This window comes from Pseudomonas sp. MAG002Y, assembly GCF_019400845.1.
Taxonomy (GTDB): Bacteria; Pseudomonadota; Gammaproteobacteria; order Pseudomonadales; family Pseudomonadaceae; genus Chryseomonas; species Chryseomonas luteola.
In genome coordinates this window covers 22,692-42,002 of record NZ_WOEJ01000018.1, presented here as the reverse complement: position 1 = coordinate 42,002, position 19,311 = coordinate 22,692, and the positions used below count along the sequence as shown (strand labels likewise).

Here is a 19,311-nt window from a genome sequence, read left to right as displayed (position 1 = left end):
CAACGTCATTTGCCGTAGCCGACCAATGACATCCTATGACTCATTTACACCAGATCTGCTCGTGTCAGCTCACTTTTGAGATAGGCGTAATAAATAGGCGCAGCCACAAGTCCTGGTAGGCCGAAAGCCGATTCAAAAACCAGCATGGCTAAGAGTAATTCCCAGGAGCGGGCCTTAATTTGCCCTCCGACAATGCGCGCATTGAGGAAATACTCAAGCTTGTGAATAGCGACCAGATAGCACCCTACGGATACTGCCACCCACAGCGAAACCGACAGCCCTACGATTAGAATCAAGGTATTAGAGAGCAAATTCCCGATCACGGGCAGCAGCCCCAGAATGAAGGTCGCTACGATCATTGTCTTGATCAGGGGCAAGTGGATGCCACAGAGCGGCAACACACCCGCAAGAAAGACGGCTGTCAGAATGGTATTGATAAAGGAGATCTTTACCTGGGCAAATACCACGTTGCGAAATGCCTCTGACAGCAGCGCCACACGGTCCAGCAGCGCGGTGGACAGCGGACGTTCCTGGGCTCTGCTGCGCTTGCGCTGCAAAGCAACGGCAGCGCCCAGGATCAGGCCAATTACGAGGGTGACAAACGTGTGTATGGCATCCTTGCCAATGGTCTGCAGCTCACCTAAGTGAGCGCCGAGCCACTCATTGACCGAGTGCCGAAAATCCTCGGCGCTGGCGGGCAGGTATTTATCGAGCGCCATCGGGAGTTGCCCACGGGCACGCTCGGTGAGCGCCATGAATTTATCGATCAGACTGCCCGGATTACGGACTTCATGCAGTACAAAACTGATCGCGCCCGCAAAGAACACGGCCAGTACACAGACAACCAGGGTCACCAGCAGGGCTACCGCTACGATACGGGCACGATCACCGGAAATAAGCCCCTGCAGGCGAGGCTCCAGCATATTGGCCAGTTCAAAGACCAGCAGACCGGCAAACAGACTGGGGACCAATCCAAGCGGAAAAACCAACATGAGGCTGGCCAGAATAACGAACCAGCTACCCAGAAGAATCTGACGAGGCGTAAATACGGGCATGATGTCCTATGCGTTGTAAGGCAGCCTCAAGGAGGCAATCCATTCCATCAATCATTATCGTAAAACAGAGGTGACTGCGGCTCTTGCGCAACCTCTATTGTGCCCTGTTAAGGGCCCGCGCGGGAAATACCGTTCATGTCCGGGTCTTTCAAAATTCGACGGCATGACGCCTAAAGCCACTACAAAATGAAGGGTTGCTCTATACTACGCGTTTCCCTTTCAGAGGCTTTGCCACGTGTTCGCCGGTCTCGCTCATTTTCGTCAAACGTACCTTGTCCGCTTCTGGGCTCCCCTTCCGACACTGGTCGCCTTGGGTGTCCTTTCGGCGTATTACTTCACGCTCACCCATACGTTCTGGGCCGTCACCGGAGAATTTACCCGTTGGGGAGGACATGTACTGTCCTGGTTCGGCCTCCACCCTGAGAAATGGAGCTATTTCAAGCTCATCGGTTTGCAGGGTACCCCGCTGGACCGGATCGATGGCGTCATGATCGCCGGCATGTTTCTCGGTGCCTTGAGCATGGCGTTGTTCGCAGGCAATGTGGGCTGGCGCTGGCCTACCAGTCGTAGGCGCCTGCTGCAGGGATTGATTGGTGGGATCGTTGCAGGCCTCGGTGCTCGCCTGGCCATGGGATGCAATCTGGCCGCCTTTTTTACCGGCATTCCTATGTTTTCCCTGCATGCCTGGGCTTTCATGCTGGCGACTGTCGCAGGAGCCTGGATAGGGGTAAAGCTCAGCCTGCTGCCCTTTCTGAGAGCGCCACTCAAGATTGGCAAAACCCGCTCGCCCATGCCTCCCCCAGATGCGCTTGCACGCCGGGCCAGAACACAATCCCGCCTGGGCATCGCCGTACTGTGTGCCGCGGCACTGCTGGCCGCCTGGCGATTCGAGGCCTCCTTTGTATTGGGTATCGCCTGCATATTCGGGCTCTTGTTCGGCACCCTGATCGAGCGGGCCCAGATCTGCTTTACCAGCGCCGCCCGTGACATCTGGACGACCGGCCGCACTCGGGCTGCCCAAGGGATTCTGCTGGGCATGGCGGTTGCGTCCATTGGCACTTTTGGTGCGATTCAGTTGGGCGTTGCGCCCAAGATTTTCTGGATGGGCCCGAACGCCATCATTGGCGGCCTGCTCTTTGGTATCGGCATCGTATTGGCCGGTGGCTGCGAGACCGGCTGGATGTACCGCGCCGTGGAAGGACAGGTGCACTTCTGGGTAGTGGGCCTGGGCAATGTGATTGGCGGTACGCTGGTGGCAGTGTATTGGGACGAGCTGGGTAATGCACTGGCGCTTCCCTATCCCAAGATCGACTTACTGAAAGCCGTCGGCCCTGGCTATGGTTTGCTACTAACCTTTATCGGCCTGGGCATCGCCCTGCTATTGGTTCAACTCAACGCTCGCCGTTTCGGCACCTCCAGGAGAGTCCATGAGCACACAACCGGATCTGTCTCTCGACCTGAGGGGCGAACACTGCCCTTATAACGCCATCGCTACACTGGAAACCCTGGAAACGATGCAGGTTGGTCAATTGCTCGAAGTCATTACCGACTGTGCGCAGTCGGTACATGGCATTCCAGAGGATACCCAACGCTATGGCTATCTGTGCCGTAGCGTCGAGCAGCATGGCTCGCTGTTCCGCTTCCTGATCGAAGTCCCTGCGGAAAAGGCAGGCCAGACGGCAGCCAGCGTCACCGTGTAGTCAGGAGGCCTCTCTGGAGGCCCCCATTCGACTTACGCCTCGGCAGCCACTCGGTGCGCCATGGCAACACCGGGCCTTATGGCTGAGCCGCCTGACATCAATTCATTCAATGCCGACACCACCTGATCGACAGTGATCGCCTGCATGGACGCCCGGCACTTCTTGCAGGGCAGCCGTGCGCCATTACCCAACGGAGTCTTGCCTTGATACAGATTGATATGGCCCAGGTAACCCGTGACCCGTGGCGAAATAAACTCTGAAAACAGCACAACGGCTGGCGTTGAAACCGCTGCAGCAGCATGGTGCATTCCGCCTTCAGCCCCAACAAAACCCCGGGCGTGAGCCAGTACGGCCGCCGCTTCGCGAAAGCTGGCCGTCACGACATGCCGTACCCCTGGAAGCAGCCGGGTTCCCTCCGGCCCCAACTGCACGAAGTCGAAGCCGCACCGAGCCAGCTGTTCCCAACGCTCCCAGAGCCAGGCCTTGTTGGAATCGGTTACCTTGGTATGGGGCTCAATGACAATCGCGCCCTGGGCATGTTGTCGACCGAACACCAACTCCTGGGCAGAGAAAAATATCTCGCCAGGCACCAGCTCAAAGACCTGCCACTCGCAGACTTTCTTGTTCTTGCGGTAGATATACGGACGGCTCTTGGGTGCGTTGCATATCGTGACGCACCCTGGCTCCGGCTGTTTGAGAATATAGGGATTGTTCTCCCAGATCTCCGACCAGCGCGGCTGCCCCTCACAATCCACGAACACCACTTTCTGCCGGGTCTTTTCATAATGCACGCGGGCCTGACCCGCAGCCATCAGCTCGTCACCCCATCCCATTCGATTTCTCCCGAATGTAATGCCGAACCCAAAATGTGCCAGGAGACTAGCAGGCTCATCCTTAAGATTTGCTTAACCAAACTGCATTCGTGAGCGTTTCGTTAAGTAGACACCCTTCAAGGGTGTAAGCGGGTATTTCCATCGGTTCTGAGCGATGCTGTCGACAGCATCGTCACAGAGTAACCACAGGGGCACACGGCTTTTCAGCCAGACGTGCGATAGTGTGGGCTGATCGGATACCGGAGCGCTTGATGTACCAGGAACTCAACGAGTTATGGCTGCTGTTCATTCAGACCTTGGCCTGGACGACTTACTATCTTCAGCTCGGGCTGCTGCTGTGCGCTGTTGGCATTGTGGCCGGCCTAGTGAAATGGGGCGTATGGTGGGGTAAGGCTCTGGTTATAGGCTCTGTCGGGATTGCCGCCCTGCTTGCGCTGGCACTGGACGCCATTGGCAAACTGGTTGCCACGTTATAGATGAGAAGCATTATACAAGGCATGTCGAAAAAGCCTTGGAGCCGAACCTGTAAGGAACACTATCCGGCACCGCCGGTCCGTGTGTAGGTGACAAGGAAACTGCTTATAACAAGTTGTTTACCCATGGAGACCACCATGACTGTCAAAGCCCTGCTTGCTGTAACTGCCCTTCTGGCCTCCAGCGCTGCGCTGGCAGCCTCCCCGGCGATGGAAAAAGAAGGTGTCCTAGTCGATGACCAGGGCAGAACGTTATATACCTACGACAAGGACACCGAAGGTGTCTCCAGTTGCAATGGCAAATGTGCGGAAAACTGGCCGCCGCTCAAGGTAGAGGCCGGTAGCAAGCCTTCGGAGGCCTGGACCGTGATCGAGCGTGAAGATGGCGCCATGCAGTGGACTTACAAGGGCAAGCCGCTGTATACCTTCGTCCAGGACAAAAAGGCTGGTGACAAGACTGGCGATGGCAAAGGTGGTGTCTGGCATATAGCCAAACCATAACGGCTCAGGAAACCGGCTACCGCGCCGGTTTCCCTTCTGACACACCGCTGCCAAGATGCACTGGCATGCTCATCAATACCCAGTACCTGAGCCCGGCATCAGCCCGCCTGAATACCCTCTTTTGAGAACTCTTCATGACCGACTCCTCGCCCATCCGTATCCTCGACTCACAGATTCTTGCCAATGATTGGGGCGTGCTGACCAAGTACACCTTAGATTACCAGCGGCGTGATGGATCACGACAGCAGCACACCCGTGAGACCTACGACCGCGGCAACGGCGCGACGGTACTGTTGTACAACCTGGAGCGCCGTACCATTGTGCTGATCCGACAGTTCCGCCTGCCGACCTATCTCAATGGCATTCCAGACGGCATGTTGATCGAAACGCCGGCCGGCCTGCTCGACAACGCCGCGCCTGAAGAGCGCATCCGCGCTGAAATCGAAGAGGAAACGGGATACCACCTCCATCATGTCACCAAGCTGTTCGAAGCCTACATGAGCCCGGGCTCGGTCACGGAAAAACTCTACTTCTTCGCGGCAGAATACGATAGCGATACACATAGAAGCGAAGGGGGCGGGCTGGTTGATGAGGGTGAGGACATCGAAGTAATGGAGTTTGGCTTCGATGAGTTGCTGGACATGATTCGCGCCGGACGCATTCTGGACGCCAAGACCATCATGCTGGTGCACTATGCAGCGCTCTACTTGTTTTCTAAGCGCTAGACATCGTACACATGGCTAATCCGCCTCTCAAAGCGAATATCCTGCTGCAGACCTTGCGGCCTACGACCATGCTCTTCGTTGAACATGGCCAGGACGTGCTTTAACCAGACTTTCAAGCCGTTTCACACTTTTAGACCCCTCTCCTGCAAAGGCAGAAACCTCTGCGTTTGCAGGAGGTCGCACACCTCTTATCAGTTGAATCAGTGGCCAGCCACTTTGCTGGCAAGCCCGTAATATGCAGCACCGGATAGACGCATCAGGAAATAATATTCCGGCTTACTGGCCTGAAAAGGTGTGGATCGTTCAGGTTCTAGCCAGAATTTGGCATATACCCTGTTTGACGGCCCCTGCGCGGCGTGCTCCATGCACAAACTCTGCATGAGGTGATTGCTGATCGTAGGCCAGGCTTGTTACGGTACGGCCCTTTCCAAAAGATGGCCTTTTGTCCAGGCTCTCATACTTTTATTACATGACCATTTAATGCCTATGCCCACTTTTCTCGCAGCCCTTTTTTCTCGTACCCCGTTAGCCAAGGGCACACGCATTTTTTCCAAAGGCTCTACCTGGAGCGCCTGTCTGCTCGGAGCAGCCCTTACAGCAGGTCTGGGTCAGGTACAGGCCCAGGAAAACAAGGCGGCTGACCGTTGGGTCAGCGATACGCTGTCCACGTATGTTCGCAGCGGCCCGACCGATGGCTATCGTATCGTTGGATCACTCAAGTCCGGCCAGAAAGTCGAACTGGTTAACACCCAAGGTGATTACAGCCAGATCCGAGGCGAAAGCGGTGACCTGGTATGGATTCGCTCCAGCGAACTGCAGGAACAACCAGGCCCGGTAGAGCGTGTACCGCAACTGGAACAGCAGGTAAACGAGCTGAGCAGCAAGCTCAAGACGATCGATGACAGCTGGAAATCCCGCGTTCAGGGCATGCAGGAAACCATGGACGCCCGCAAAGCACGCATAGATGAACTTGAGCAGACCCGGCGCCAGCTGGATGCCGAGCTGACCGATGCACAGTCCGAACTTCGCAGCGTCAAGGCGCGCCTGGGTGATGAGAACAAGGATGTCATGATGCGTTATCTTGTTTACGGAGGCAGCATTGCCGGAGCCGGCCTGTTGGCAGGTCTGATCCTGCCGTCATTTGCGGGTCGCAGAAAGCGCAACGATCGCTGGTTCTAAAGGGCAGGCTCCGGCACAACATGTGTGCCTGGAGCCCTCCTCTTATTCATCAAGCACAAAGCGGGCAAGCCGCTGCCTGAGCATGCGGTTTTCCATACGCAGGGTTTCTACCTGGGTCAGCAGGTCGAGCGCCAGTGCGATGCCCGCCCAGTCCAGCTCAAGCTCTCGTTGCAGCCGTACGGCACGGCGTACCGTATGCAACGCTGACAGGTCGAATACCCATACCTCTGGCCGCAGCCCGCGTGGCTCGACGATGCCATGCTCGACAAGCTCGACGATGTGAGTCACTGGCGTATCGACCAGCTGGCTGATTTCTTCGATGTCAAATTCCACGATTACGGTGGTCATCTCAGTCCCTCCACTCACTTCTGGGGTTGAAGCTGGCCTTGCTCGCCAATTGCTCCCATAGTTTCCGAGTAGCCTCATCATGAGTCTTGGGCATGACAATTTTGATCACGGCGTACAGGTCCCCTGCGCCGCCCTTCCGGGTTCGCAACCCCTTACCCTTGAGACGTAAACGCTGTCCCGCCTGGCTGTTGGCCGGAACGGTCAATTGCAGTTTTCCGCTTAAGGTGGGGACAGTTACCTTAGCGCCTAGTGCAGCTTCCCAGGGCGCAAGCGGAACGGTCAGAAGCAGGTCATGCCCGTCGACATCGAAGAGTGGATGAGGAACCAGCCGGACAACCAGATAAAGATCGCCGTCGGGTCCGCCATTGAGCCCTGGGGCGCCCCGCCCTTTCAACCGGATTCGCTCGCCATCGGTCACGCCTGCCGGAATGCGTACGTTCAGGCTCTTGGGTACGCTCTCGTGACGCAGCCCGTTCGCACTATAGCTAGGCACCCGATAGTTGATGGTCCGCGGCTCGTCCGACAGCGTGTCTTCGAGAAACAACGGCAGTTCCATTTCCACATCCTGCCCTCTTCGTCCGGCATTACGCTCCTGGCCGCGCCCACTACCGGGTCGGGCACCAAAAACAGATTCGAAGAAATCGGAAAAATGCCGCTCGTACTGCCCGTCTCCTCCTCCGCCAAAATTGCCGTTGAACTCCCAGCCTGGCGGCGGCTCGAACTGCTGCCCGGCCCGGCCGTACTGGCGTAGTTGATCGTATTCGGCTCGTTTTTCCGGATCTCTGAGAACCTCATAGGCCTCGGAGACTTCCTTGAATTTGTTTTCCGCATCCGGCTCTTTGCTGACATCTGGATGATATTTGCGCGCCAGCTTGCGGTATGCGGTCTTGATCGCTTTTTCGTCTGCGCCCGGGTCGACGCCCAGTAGCGCATAATAATCTTTGAATTCCATCGAACCTCACCGTCTCGTCAATCGACAACAGTCAAAAGCAGACAGCTATGACAGGCCTGCCGCTGCCCGGTGATCGTGCCTGTCTATAACCATAGCCCTATCAGCCCGGTATGGCGCTGATACAGGTCAGTGCACGACACAAACACCCTTCGATAAAGATGTGGACAGTACGCCAGGAATCCAGTGCCGGTTGCGAAAAAGACACGGAAGGCAGCCGTTTGCCAAGCGGCTTCAGGCGCGCACCGCCTGTGCAAAGGCGGTGCGCGAAAGAGGATCAGTTTTACTGCTGAATCAGATTGACGCGGTTGCCTGTGCCGGATTGGCTCAGATTGACCCGTAGATCAGCACCGGTCTGCTGTAGCGTGATGTGGTTATCCGACCCGCTCAGCTGGCTGAGATACGCCACGTTACGATCGCCCTGCTGCCCGATGGTGATTTCATTGAGCGAGCCTTCGGTCGAAGCGCTCAGGATGTTGTCGCTACCCTCTTGCGTGCCGTACAGGACGTTACTGTTGCCGGTCTGGTCGGCATAGAACTCGTTACCGGTCCCGGTCTGGTTGGCGGTCGCAATGTTGTAGTCACCCACCTGGCTGAGCTGAGCGGCCTGCCAGTCACCTGCCTGGAAAGCATCAATACTGTTCGAGACACCACTCTGGGTAGTGTCTGCGTCGTTATTGCTGCCTTCCTGAGTGACCAGGGCGCCGCCATTCTGACCGTCGATACGAACAGCGGCTTGCTGCTGCGTACCGCGCTGGGTGACATAGGCCGAGGTATTCACACCACTGACCTCAAGCGTGGCCACGGAACCCTGGCTGTCCAGCTGGTAGATATTGGCGGAGGTATCGTTCCCTGTCTGAATGACCGTCGCAACGTTATTGGAGCCGTCCCGCTGCCACAGCAGAGCGGTGTGATTGTCGCCCTGTTGATTAACGGATACTTCACTGGCCACGGCCCCTTCCTGCAGCGTATGGGCCCAGTGAGTATTGCCGTTTTGCGTAATCCGGGAGGTTGCCTGGGTCGTGTTTAGTTGCTCGGTTTCAGCTTCGTTGGCAGTGCCTGTCTGGCTCTGGTTGACTGAAGCCGATTCGGAAGCTTGCTGGGAGACCGACGCCTGATTGTTCCAGCCATACTGGTATTGGTTGGAGTAGGCATTGGTCGAGTCAGCCTGCTCGACAGTCGCAACGTTGTAATTGCCCGCCTGTGCCTGCTGTGCAGTACCGGCTTGGCTATTGGCCTGAGCCAGACGAGCCTCATTGGCGTAACCGCTATGCGACTGCTTGGCGGCATTACCGGAGCCGGACTGCTCGATCGTAGCCGTATTGAGCACACCGTGCTGGTCCTGTCGGGCCGTATTATTTTCAGCAAAGGCTTGCGTGGCTAACACCGCGAGAACGGCAGCGGCGAGCGGTTTGAAGATAAACATAGCTCTCTCCATGAATGTTTATTCCACCAGAGGTATAGCAAGGTCTGGAAGACCTTTACCGCCTTACCATTGCGCAAGAACCTGCAAGGGCACCCTAGCGATCAGGCATTGTGAATCGGGAGGCTATATTCGCCGTTTAGCGCAGCGACGGGTATCAATCGAAAGATTGAAAATGCTCGCTCTTTAACACTTCGTAAGTGAGACCAAAGGCCTCATAGATGGGTGGTCAGAACCTTCAGTATCTCCTGCGGCCTAACTTATAACGCCTGCACAAGGCCCGAACGGGAGACGAACATGAGCGACATCAAGCACCCCGAAAACCAGAACGCTGAAAACGAAGACCTCGATAATCGTGACGTCGATGACGACCAGCTAGACCAGGCCGTAGAGGAAACTTTTCCTGCCAGCGACCCGATCTCACCATGATCTGATCAGTCGATCGGATTTCTTCTACTCGGTCTTGGGGTTGAAGACTATATACCTATAGCTTCAACCCTTTTTTTGTGCCTGATGTTTCCCAACGCCAGTCCATCACGGATGCGCTAACGGGTTGGCCATCAGGGGGCGGATCAGGATCACCGAACGCAGCAGCGTTGAAAGCCTGGCTGCTGCCTTCGACATCCGGCGCAATCATTCCTGGATAGCAATCGTGCCCCTCATGCCTGTGGCAGTCAGGACATGTTGCGTATTGAAGCGTTAGCCTGCCGAGCGACACCTTTACTGATCGCTGTTGGAGCATCCTTGCAAGTTGGCCTGGGTCACGTTGCTGAACGCCGGAACACTACGCGTCAGCCAGACATTACCGCCAATGGTGGAGCCTTTTCCGATAGTGATGCGTCCCAGAATGGTCGCGCCGGCATAGATGACCACATCGTCCTCGACGATCGGATGACGTGGATGCCCTTTTTGCAGATTACCGGACTCATCGGCCGGGAATCGCTTGGCACCTAAAGTCACTGCCTGATAGATCCGGACCCGCTCGCCAATGATGGCTGTCTCACCGATAACCACGCCGGTACCATGGTCAATAAAGAAGCTGGGGCCGATCTGCGCACCTGGATGGATATCAATACCCGTCGCCGAATGAGCCAGCTCTGCAATCATGCGCGCAAGCAGGGGCAGGTCAGCGCGATAGAGCTGATGCGCCAGACGATGGTAGATCACGGCCAGAATACCGGGATAGCACAGCAGTACCTCATCCACGCTACGCGCCGCCGGATCGCCCCGGTAGGCTGCCAGCACATCGGTATCCAAAAGACGCCGCAGATCAGGCAATGCCAAGGCAAAGTCCTGCACAATGCGCTGCGCCGGATCTTCGACCGAGCACTCAGAGGTTCCCCGCTGCCGAGCGGTATAACATAGCTCCAGACGTACCTGCCCCAATAGAGCATTGAGTGCACGGTCCAGCACATGCCCTACGAAAAAGTCTTCGCTTTCCGCACGCAGGTCACTGGGTCCTAGACGGAGCGGAAACAAGGCGCTACAGAGCGACTCGAGGATCTCGCTCATTACCGCTCGCGACGGCAGTTCACGGCTGCTCAGTTCTCGCGTTCGGCCATGCTGGCTACGCCATTCGTTACGAGCGTCATGCAGCTCATCTACGATTCGTTCCAGTTGCCAGTTGATCCCCGGGGCTTTACCCCGCACCGCATTTGAATCGCTCATTACCACGTTCCTGGAAAAAGAACCGGCGCGGGCCGGTCCTGGGTTCGACAATAAAACGTTGCGGCTGATCGAGCGCGCCCCAACGCCTGCTCGTACCTTACCGCATCGCCTGCCCGATCGGATAGGATGGGGACAGACCTGCCAACGCCGCACCGCCTGGCGTCAAGCAACCACGAGTGAAACATTCATACAGGAGAACTCTTATGACGTTTGGCCCTCTGGTCAGTACCGAGTGGCTTGCCAACGCATTGGGCAACAAAGACCTGGTGATATTCGATGCCAGTGTCTACCTGCCCAATGAGTCGAAACATGCACGTACCGAGTATGAGGCTGCTCACTTACCCGGTGCTCGCTTCTTTGATATCGAAGAGATTTCAGATCAGGACACAACGCTGCCGCACATGGTGCCCTCCCAAGGTCGTTTCGCCCGGCTGGTAGGTGAGCTGGGGGTCAACAACCAGTCCCGCGTTGTGGTTTATGACCAGAAAGGGTTGTTTTCAGCAGCGCGTGCCTGGTGGATGTTTCGCCTCTTCGGCCATGATCAGGTCGCAGTGCTCGATGGAGGCCTTCCCAAGTGGCAGAGCGAACATCGACCTGTAGAACAAGGTCCGGCACCTGTCGTACCGGCCCAAACGTTCGAAGCCACGTTCCACGCCAGAATGCTACGGGGCCTGGGCGATATCCAGGCCAACCTCGACAGCCGCCTCGAGCAGGTACTGGATGCACGCGCGGCCAATCGCTTCGGGGGGTCGGTGCCCGAGCCGCGTGCAGGCTTGGCCTCCGGGCATATTCCAGGTAGTGCCAGCCTGCCCTATACCGATCTTCTCAACGCTGACGGCACGTTCAAGGATGTCGAGACGCTCCGTGCGCGCTTTGCACATGCGGGTGCGGATGGCTCACGATCAGTGGTTACCAGTTGCGGCAGCGGCGTGACAGCAGCCGTTCTTCTCCTGGGACTGGCAGTGGCAGGCCTACCGGAAGGGGCCCTGTACGACGGCTCCTGGACAGAATGGGGCTCGCGCTCAGATACCCCCAAAGCGACAGGACAGGCTTGATCATTCCCGCGGTATCGCTCCTCTGACGGTACCGCTCCACCACCGCGGCGTAGGCTTCAAAGATTATTCTTTGGTCTAATAGACGCCTTTTCTAGGGTCTCGAACAAGACAGATCTTCTTCTCTGAGCCACGCTGTTTCAGGGCTCGGCCGCTTATGTGCTACTTAAAAGTGTTATCAGGCATACAGTTAAGCCATTTGTCTCATACGGTCTTTCAAGTGCGATAAACGAACAAATGGCTATTGCTTTAGGTAGCGAATCGATAGCATTATCGCGGCACGTCATCGTACAACCCTGGCCATAAGGCACAAGGGTGAATTCCACAATAAATTCAATAATGGAATAACCTGAATGTTGAAGATTGCACCCTGTACGGCCTTAATTTTCCTGCCCGATATTCCCCCCTCTTCCAGATTTCGCGGAGGCGTTTGCGCGTCCGCTTAGGTTCGGCTGCCTATTCAGGCCGGACATGAAATGCCCTGAGGATCAGGGCCTCTCCGCCTCTGATAAATCAATCCGTAAGAGATTGCGCTCAGGTGCGGCACCATTACTCATGGGAGTACAACAATAATGACCCTTCGCTATCTCTCTGTTCCTGCGTTTATTGGACTCACACCGCTTGCGCTGGCCTTGGCATTACCGATGGCTGCTCATGCTGAAGGTTTCCTGGAAGACGCCAAAGTCAACGTGATGACCCGCAACTATTACTTCAACCGGGATTTCCGCAACGGTACCAGCGCTCAACAGAGCAAGGTCGAAGAATGGGGCCAAGGTTTCATTATGACGGCAACCTCGGGTTACACACCGGGCGTCATAGGTTTTGGTCTGGACCTGACCGGGCTCTATGGGATCAAGCTGGATAGCGGTCGGGGCCGCGCTGGCACTCAGTTGCTGCCGGTACATGATGATGGGCGTGCCGCGGATGACTTCGGTCGTTTGGGCGCTACCTTCAAGGCTCGCATTTCCAAGACTGATCTGTTGTTAGGCGAATTGATGCCTAACGTACCCGTGCTTCGCTTCAACGATGGTCGCCTGCTTCCTCAGACATTCCGCGGTGCGACACTGACCTCCAAGGAACTGGACGGCTTCACGTTCTATGCTGCGCAGATTCGCCAGGTGAGCCTGCGTAACTCCTCCAACATGGAGGATCTGTCCATCACGACCGGCGGTGCCCGTCAGATTCGTGCAGCCTCTTCGGATCGCTTCAATTATGTAGGGGGTGAATACACCTTCAACGAGAAGCGCACCATGGTTGGCGTATGGCACGCGCAGTTCGAAGATGTCTACAAGCAGAACTTCTTCAACCTGACCCATACCCAGAAGTTCGGGGACTGGAGCCTGGGCGCGAACCTGGGTTACTTCACCGGTGAAGAGGAAGGCCAAGCGCGCGCGGGCAACCTGGACAACAAACTCTTCACTGGACAGTTGTCCGCCGGTATTGGTGGCCACAAGTTTACCGTAGGTTATCAGCGCGTCAGCGGTGATAACGGCTGGCTGAGCGTTAACGGTTCCAGCGGCGGCAGTATCGTAAACGACATGTTTACCCAGAGCTTTGACAATGCCAAGGAACGCTCGTGGCAGCTGCGTTACGACTACAACTTTGCTGCTATGGGTATTCCGGGTCTGGCCTTCATGGCGCGTTACGGCCATGGTGACAACATCTACGTCAACGCTGCCAATGATGACGGCTCGGAATGGGAACGTAACTTCGATGTGGCCTATACCTTCCAGAGCGGCCCGCTCAAGGACCTGAACATGCGTTGGAGAAACTCTATGGTCCGCCGCGACTATGGCAGCAACAACGATGTCGACGAGAACCGCCTGATCTTCAGCTACCCGATCTCGATTCTGTAAGCGCCAGGTCAATACAAAAAGCCCGTCTTTCGACGGGCTTTTTTATAACGCCTTGCCTACTGCCCTTCATATTGAGTTTGGCGTGACTCCACGCCCAGCTCATCCCATACTGACTCGGCCAAATGGAAGGTCGCGTTGGCCGCCGGGATACCGCAATAAATGGCGCTCTGCATGATCACTTCCTTGATCTCATCGCGCGTTACACCGTTGTTGGCAGCGGCGCGCAGATGCAGCTTGAGTTCTTCGCTTCGGTTCATCCCAATCAGCATGGAAATGGTAATCAGGCTACGGGTATGCCGCGGCAGGCCCGGACGGGTCCAGATATCACCCCAGGCATGCCGGGTGATCATCTCCTGAAACTCCTCGTTGAATGGCGTGAGCTTTTCCAGGCTGCGATTCACATGGGCATCGCCCAATACCGCGCGACGGACCTCCATGCCCTTTTCATAACGTTCGCGTTCGTCCATCTCGAGATCTCCTAAGCCGTCAGGAAAGCCAGGACACGGCGACTGAATGCTTCGCCGGCCTGTACATTGGAAAGATGCGCAGCATCGAATTCCGCATACTCGGCATTCGGAATTTGAGCCTGCATGTAGTGACCGTCGGCCGGTGTGGTGACGGCATCGTGCGTACCCGCCACGATAAGCACCGGAACGGTGACGGCCTTGAGATGCTCACGAAAATCACCGTCACGCACGGCAGCACAATTGGCGGCATACCCTTCTGGCGAGGTAGCTGCGAGCATGTCGGTAATGCGCTTGACCTTGGCTGGCTCTGCCTGAGAGAACTCAGGTGTAAACCAGCGGCTAATGGAGGCATCACGCAGATTGACCATAGCCGCCTGGCCGCCCTTCAAAACCGTATCGATACGGTCGTTCCAACCGTCTGCCGTTCCGATCTTGGCAGCGGTATTGCAAATGACTACGCGTTGGATACGGTCACTGGCGTTCACTGCCAGCCACTGCCCGGTCAGTCCACCCATGGACAGTCCGCAGAAAAAGGCTTTCTGAACCTTGAGCGCATCCAGTAGCGCCAGGACGTCATGGCCCAATTGCTCAATGGTGTACGGACCGGGCGTGACGGTGGAGCCGCCATGGCCCCGTGTGTCATAACGCAGTACGCGAAAATGCTCAGTAAAGGCGGGAATCTGATCATCCCACATATGCAGGTCAGTGCCCAGCGAGTTGGACAGCACCAGAACCGGCGCGTCTTCGCGGCCATCGAAACGGTAATTCAGTTCGCCCTCGGCGAGTTGCACAGTTGGCACAGGAATCCTCCTAGCGAGCAGACGTCAGTGAATGGTGTTCGGCACAGGCGCGTTCTACCCAGGTGCGGGCCTGTCCCAAGTAGTGCGCAGGATCGAGCAGATGATCCAGCTCATCGGCAGACAGCTCGGCGGTCACGGTCTCGTTCTGCCCGAGCGCCTCACGCAGGTGGCATTTCTGCTCGACCGCACGACGGCAGCACTGCTCGACCAGCTGATGCGCCTGCTCACGGCCGACACGCTGGCTAAGGGTAATGCTGACAGCCTCGGCCAGTACCAGTCCGTGGGTCAGCTCCAGGTTCGTGCGCATGCGTTCGGCATCAACTTCCAGCCCTTCGGCTACCAGCAACGACTGTTCCAGCGCACCCGAAGTGAGGCAGAAGATATCAGGCAGGGTGTCCCATTCGGCATGCCAGAGACCCAGACTGCGCTCGTGTTCCTGGGGCATGGCCGCGAACATGGTGGCGACAAGGTTGGGGATGCGGGTCGCGGCACTGATCAAGACCGCGGCGCTGACCGGATTGCGCTTGTGGGGCATGGTCGAGGAACCACCCCGCCCCTGCCCGGCCGGCTCGAAAACCTCCGCCGCTTCTGTCTGCATCAACAGGGAAAGGTCACGCCCCAGCTTGCCCAGGCTTCCGGCAATCATGCCGCACACACTGGCGGCCTCTACCAAGCGGTCCCGCTGGGTATGCCAGGGTTGATCAGGCAGTGTCAGGTCAAGTTCTTTAGCCAACGCCTCGGCGACCGGCATGGCCTTGTCACCGAGCGCCGCCAGTGTGCCCGACGCACCACCAAACTGCAGCACCAGAACACGCGGCTTGAGCTCAGCCAGCCGTTGGCGATGACGGTTAATGGCGCCTAGCCAGCCGGCAATCTTCATACCCAGCGTGACGGGCGTTGCATGCTGCAGCCATGTCCGTCCGGCCAAGGGCGTGTCTACATAGCGCTGAGCCTGTTTGGCCAGGGCATCAGCCAAGGCAGCCAGACCGTCTTCCAGCAGCGCGAGGGCTGCGCGGACCTGCAGCACAAGCCCAGTATCCATGACGTCCTGACTGGTGGCGCCCATGTGCACATAGCGCTCGGCCTCGGGGCTTGTACGCTTGATTTCACGTCCCAGTGCCTTGACCAGCGGAATGGCCGAGTTGCCGCTGCTCACGATGGCCTGCTGCAACTCGGCAAGGTCATAGGCCTCGGCGCGGCAAGCTGCCTCGATCGGTGCGACGGCATCCTTGGGAATCAGACCGACCGCGGCTTCGGCTCGCGCCAGGGCGGCTTCGAAATCCAGCATGCCCTGCAGGCGCCCGCTATCACTGAAGACATCACGCATCGCAGCCTGGGTAAAGTAGGCATCGAAGAGCTGATGGGTCGGACGCTGACTCATATGCATTTATCCTTGTTAGTGATCGTCATGCAGATAGCTGGCTCTGCGCGGCAGGCGCAGGCTTACCAGGAAGGCCACTACCAGCATGCAGGACACATAGATGTAGAAGAGATTCTCATGCCCCATGGCTTTGAAGTTCAGCGCAACGAATTCGGCCGAACCGCCAAACAAGGCATTGGCTACGGCATAGGAGAGTCCTACCCCTAGCGCACGCACCTGTGGCGGAAACATCTCGGCTTTTACCAGGCCACTGATCGAGGTGTAGAAACTCACAATGGCCAGCGCGAGAATGATCAAGCCAAAGGCAATGACCGGGCTGGTCGTGGTTTTCAGAGTTAGCAGGATGGGATAGGTACACAGTGCACCGAGCGCACCGAACCACAACATGGAAGCGCGGCGGCCAATACGGTCAGACAAGGCACCAAACAGCGGCTGCATTAGCATGTACAGGAACAGCGCACCGGTCATGATGCCGCTGGCCGTCTTGGCATGCATGCCTACGGTGTTGACCAGATACTTCTGCATGTAAGTTGTAAAGGTATAGAAAATCAGCGAGCCACCGGCGGTATATCCCAGCACAGTGAAAAACGCCGCCTTGTGATGTTTGAACAGAGCCGACAGCGAACCCGCCTCTTTGGCAGCACGGCTTTCTGCCGTCGTGGTTTCCTCAAGCGAGCGACGCAGCAACAGCGAAATCACGGCAGCAACCGCACCCACCACAAAAGGAATACGCCAGCCCCAGGCACGCAGCTCCTCTTCGGACAGGACCTGCTGAAGGATGACCACCACCAGCACCGCCAGCAACTGCCCGCCAATCAGCGTCACGTACTGGAACGAGGCATAAAATCCGCGCTTACCCTTCAGCGCCACCTCACTCATATAGGTTGCAGTAGTGCCGTATTCACCGCCGACCGACAAGCCTTGGAAAAGTCGCGCCATGAGCAGAAGAAGCGGCGCCCAGAAGCCAATGCTGTCGTAGGTGGGCAGGCAGGCAATCACCAGTGAGCCGGCGCACATCATGAGCACGGAGATCATCATTGACGTACGCCGCCCATAACGGTCGGCCACCCCACCGAAGATCCAGCCACCGATGGGTCGCATCAGAAAGCCTGCGGCAAATACACCGGCAGTGTTAAGCAGTTGAACGGTGGGGTCGTCTGAGGGGAAAAACGCGTGAGCAAAATAGATGGAGCAAAAGGAGTAAACATAAAAGTCGAACCACTCGACGAGGTTACCGGACGAGGCGCCGACAATGGCAAAGATTCTTTTACGACGCTCTTCCAACGTATAGGAACTGGTAGTCATTCGATCCGCTCTTGTCATTGAAATAGGAATAATCCGGCACGCAATCGATCCTGACGTGCCGGTGAATGACCCTACAGAGGGCAGCCTTTGCCCTGTCGCAGGGTGTGCCGCCTACGCGTGACGGATTCGCAGGCCTTGGTGAGACATGTCCTTTTACAATTCTCTCCTTTGCAAAGCCGCAAATCCTTCGCGTTGGCGCAGATCACCCTTATTCCTCATCAGCGCCCCGTTGTACGAGGCGCCCAAGACATTGACCTCAAACGCGCTCGACTGCCAGCGCCAGACCTTGTCCAACCCCAACACACATGGTCGCGAGCCCCAGCTGCTTGTTGGTCTTTTCCAGCCAATGCACGGTAGTCATGACCAGGCGTGCACCACTCATCCCCAGCGGATGACCCAGTGCAATGGCGCCGCCCTGCGGATTTACTTTTTCACTGTCGTCCGGTAATCCCAAGCCTCGCACTACCGCCAGGGCCTGGCTGGCAAAGGCCTCGTTCAGCTCCACCACATCGAAGTCTTCAATGGTTTTCCCCAGACGGGTCAGCAGCTTTTGCACCGCCGGCACTGGGCCGATTCCCATGACACGTGGCGCAACGCCACCACTTGCCATACCGAGAATGCGGGCGCGAGGCTTGAGGCCATACTTCTGCACGGCCTCGGCCGAGGCGATGATCATGGCCGCAGCGCCGTCATTCACACCCGAGGCATTACCCGCCGTGACGGTCTTGTCGGGCCCATTGACGGGCTTGAGCTTGGCCAGCATCTCCAGCGTGGTATCAGGGCGTGGATGCTCGTCCTTGTCGACGATCGTCTCGCCTTTCTTGTGGACGATTCGCACCGGCACGATTTCTTCGGCAAAGAAGCCGCTCTCCTGGGAAGCCGCCGTGCGCTGTTGGCTGCGCAACGCAAAGGCATCCTGATCGGCCCGGGAAACATTGTGATCCTGCGCGACATTGTCTGCCGTTTCCGGCATGGAATCGGTACCGTACTTCTGTTTCATCAATGGGTTCACGAAGCGCCAGCCGATGGTGGTGTCTTCGATCTTCTGTCCGCGGGAAAACGCAGTGTCCGCCTTGCCCATCACGAACGGAGCGCGGGACATCGATTCCACACCGCCGGCAATGGCCAGCTCCATCTCACCTGTGGCAATGGCGCGGTAAGCCGTCCCTACAGCGTCCATCCCTGACGCGCAAAGGCGGTTCAAGGTAACGCCCGGTACGGTTTCCGGAAGGCCTGCTAATAGAAGCGCCATACGCGCCACGTTACGGTTATCCTCGCCCGCCTGGTTGGCGCAGCCCATGAATACCTCATCGACTTCCGCCCACTGCACTCCAGGGTTGCGCTCCATCAGCGCCTTGAGCGGAATAGCCGCCAGATCATCGGCACGGACGCTGGACAGCGCACCGCCAAAGCGTCCAATAGGTGTACGAACGGCATCGCAGATGAATACATCACGCATCATGAGTCTCCTGATACCGCTCCTGGGCGGGCCGATGGCCCATGGGTAAGGAGGCGGTGTGACGGTCATGGCAGCACCTGAAATCGAGGGTGCCAGCTACCTGGGTCGTACTCGCCCGGACGGAAGACCAGGCGAGT

20 protein-coding genes are annotated in these 19,311 nt (G+C 57.2%); 9 read left to right on the top strand and 11 right to left on the bottom strand.

Annotated features, from left to right (window positions below):
- Positions 1-44: 44 nt before the first annotated feature.
- Positions 45-1,055, bottom strand: a complete 1,011-nt coding sequence (locus GM154_RS21090) for an AI-2E family transporter (RefSeq protein ID WP_219653256.1) — start codon at positions 1,053-1,055, stop codon at positions 45-47.
- Between the two features lie 235 nt (positions 1,056-1,290).
- On the opposite strand from GM154_RS21090, the gene yedE reads away from it, so the two are divergent.
- Together yedE and yedF are read left to right on the top strand one after the other, a co-directional pair.
- On the top strand, positions 1,291-2,538 hold the full coding sequence (gene yedE, locus GM154_RS21085; RefSeq protein ID WP_219653255.1) for a selenium metabolism membrane protein YedE/FdhT: 1,248 nt from the start codon (positions 1,291-1,293) through the stop codon (positions 2,536-2,538).
- Positions 2,483-2,755, top strand: a complete 273-nt coding sequence (gene yedF, locus GM154_RS21080; RefSeq protein WP_010795451.1) for a sulfurtransferase-like selenium metabolism protein YedF — start codon at positions 2,483-2,485, stop codon at positions 2,753-2,755. The genes yedE and yedF overlap by 56 nt, the downstream gene beginning before the upstream one ends.
- Before the next feature lie 32 nt (positions 2,756-2,787).
- Here yedF and GM154_RS21075 read toward each other — a convergent pair whose 3' ends face one another.
- On the bottom strand, positions 2,788-3,588 hold the full coding sequence (locus GM154_RS21075) for a glycosyltransferase family 9 protein (protein ID WP_219653254.1): 801 nt from the start codon (positions 3,586-3,588) through the stop codon (positions 2,788-2,790).
- Between the two features lie 251 nt (positions 3,589-3,839).
- On the opposite strand from GM154_RS21075, the gene GM154_RS21070 reads away from it, so the two are divergent.
- From GM154_RS21070 to GM154_RS21055, 4 genes are all read left to right on the top strand, one after another.
- Entirely contained in the window at positions 3,840-4,064 is a 225-nt protein-coding gene (locus GM154_RS21070; RefSeq protein ID WP_010795453.1) for a hypothetical protein, read from the top strand.
- 135 nt (positions 4,065-4,199) lie between these two features.
- A complete protein-coding gene (locus GM154_RS21065) occupies positions 4,200-4,562 on the top strand; it encodes a hypothetical protein (protein ID WP_019364305.1) in 363 nt (120 codons plus the stop codon).
- A gap of 134 nt (positions 4,563-4,696) precedes the next feature.
- Positions 4,697-5,287, top strand: coding sequence for an NUDIX domain-containing protein (locus GM154_RS21060; RefSeq protein WP_219653253.1), 591 nt, complete (start codon positions 4,697-4,699; stop codon positions 5,285-5,287).
- Positions 5,288-5,773: 486 nt separating this feature from the next.
- On the top strand, positions 5,774-6,466 hold the full coding sequence (locus tag GM154_RS21055; RefSeq protein WP_374940334.1) for a TIGR04211 family SH3 domain-containing protein: 693 nt from the start codon (positions 5,774-5,776) through the stop codon (positions 6,464-6,466).
- 42 nt (positions 6,467-6,508) lie between these two features.
- Here GM154_RS21055 and GM154_RS21050 read toward each other — a convergent pair whose 3' ends face one another.
- The 3 genes from GM154_RS21050 to GM154_RS21040 form a co-directional block, all read right to left on the bottom strand.
- Positions 6,509-6,814 (bottom strand): chaperone modulator CbpM, encoded by a 306-nt coding sequence (locus GM154_RS21050; RefSeq protein ID WP_150346785.1) that lies wholly within the window; start codon positions 6,812-6,814, stop codon positions 6,509-6,511.
- Between the two features lies 1 nt (position 6,815).
- Positions 6,816-7,766: a curved DNA-binding protein gene (gene cbpA / locus GM154_RS21045; protein WP_219653252.1), complete on the bottom strand. Its 951-nt coding sequence runs from the start codon at positions 7,764-7,766 to the stop codon at positions 6,816-6,818.
- Positions 7,767-8,046: 280 nt separating this feature from the next.
- Positions 8,047-9,189, bottom strand: coding sequence for a hypothetical protein (locus GM154_RS21040; protein WP_219653251.1), 1,143 nt, complete (start codon positions 9,187-9,189; stop codon positions 8,047-8,049).
- A 294-nt stretch (positions 9,190-9,483) separates the two neighbouring features.
- Between GM154_RS21040 and GM154_RS25720 the strand changes: the two genes are divergently transcribed.
- A complete protein-coding gene (locus GM154_RS25720) occupies positions 9,484-9,615 on the top strand; it encodes a hypothetical protein (RefSeq protein WP_010795460.1) in 132 nt (43 codons plus the stop codon).
- A 291-nt stretch (positions 9,616-9,906) separates the two neighbouring features.
- Here the strand turns inward: GM154_RS25720 and epsC are convergent, their stop codons facing one another.
- A complete protein-coding gene (gene epsC / locus GM154_RS21035) occupies positions 9,907-10,854 on the bottom strand; it encodes a serine O-acetyltransferase EpsC (RefSeq protein ID WP_219653250.1) in 948 nt (315 codons plus the stop codon).
- Positions 10,855-11,057: 203 nt separating this feature from the next.
- Here epsC and sseA point away from each other — a divergent pair, with 203 nt between their 5' ends.
- The gene (sseA, locus tag GM154_RS21030) at positions 11,058-11,909 is read left to right on the top strand and encodes a 3-mercaptopyruvate sulfurtransferase (RefSeq protein WP_219653249.1); all 852 of its coding nucleotides are present in this window, start codon (positions 11,058-11,060) and stop codon (positions 11,907-11,909) included.
- A gap of 569 nt (positions 11,910-12,478) precedes the next feature.
- Positions 12,479-13,762: an OprD family porin gene (locus GM154_RS21025; RefSeq protein WP_074825059.1), complete on the top strand. Its 1,284-nt coding sequence runs from the start codon at positions 12,479-12,481 to the stop codon at positions 13,760-13,762.
- 56 nt (positions 13,763-13,818) lie between these two features.
- Here GM154_RS21025 and pcaC read toward each other — a convergent pair whose 3' ends face one another.
- From pcaC to pcaF, 5 genes are all read right to left on the bottom strand, one after another.
- On the bottom strand, positions 13,819-14,229 hold the full coding sequence (gene pcaC / locus GM154_RS21020) for a 4-carboxymuconolactone decarboxylase (RefSeq protein ID WP_010795464.1): 411 nt from the start codon (positions 14,227-14,229) through the stop codon (positions 13,819-13,821).
- Between the two features lie 11 nt (positions 14,230-14,240).
- Positions 14,241-15,029 carry a 3-oxoadipate enol-lactonase gene (pcaD, locus tag GM154_RS21015; protein WP_150346781.1) on the bottom strand — a complete coding sequence of 263 codons (789 nt, stop codon included), beginning with the start codon at positions 15,027-15,029 and terminating at the stop codon, positions 14,241-14,243.
- Between the two features lie 10 nt (positions 15,030-15,039).
- A complete protein-coding gene (locus GM154_RS21010; RefSeq protein ID WP_219653248.1) occupies positions 15,040-16,410 on the bottom strand; it encodes a 3-carboxy-cis,cis-muconate cycloisomerase in 1,371 nt (456 codons plus the stop codon).
- Between the two features lie 15 nt (positions 16,411-16,425).
- Positions 16,426-17,715 (bottom strand): MFS family transporter, encoded by a 1,290-nt coding sequence (locus tag GM154_RS21005; RefSeq protein WP_010795467.1) that lies wholly within the window; start codon positions 17,713-17,715, stop codon positions 16,426-16,428.
- A 256-nt stretch (positions 17,716-17,971) separates the two neighbouring features.
- Positions 17,972-19,177, bottom strand: a complete 1,206-nt coding sequence (gene pcaF / locus GM154_RS21000) for a 3-oxoadipyl-CoA thiolase (protein WP_073449465.1) — start codon at positions 19,175-19,177, stop codon at positions 17,972-17,974.
- Positions 19,178-19,311 lie beyond the last annotated feature (134 nt).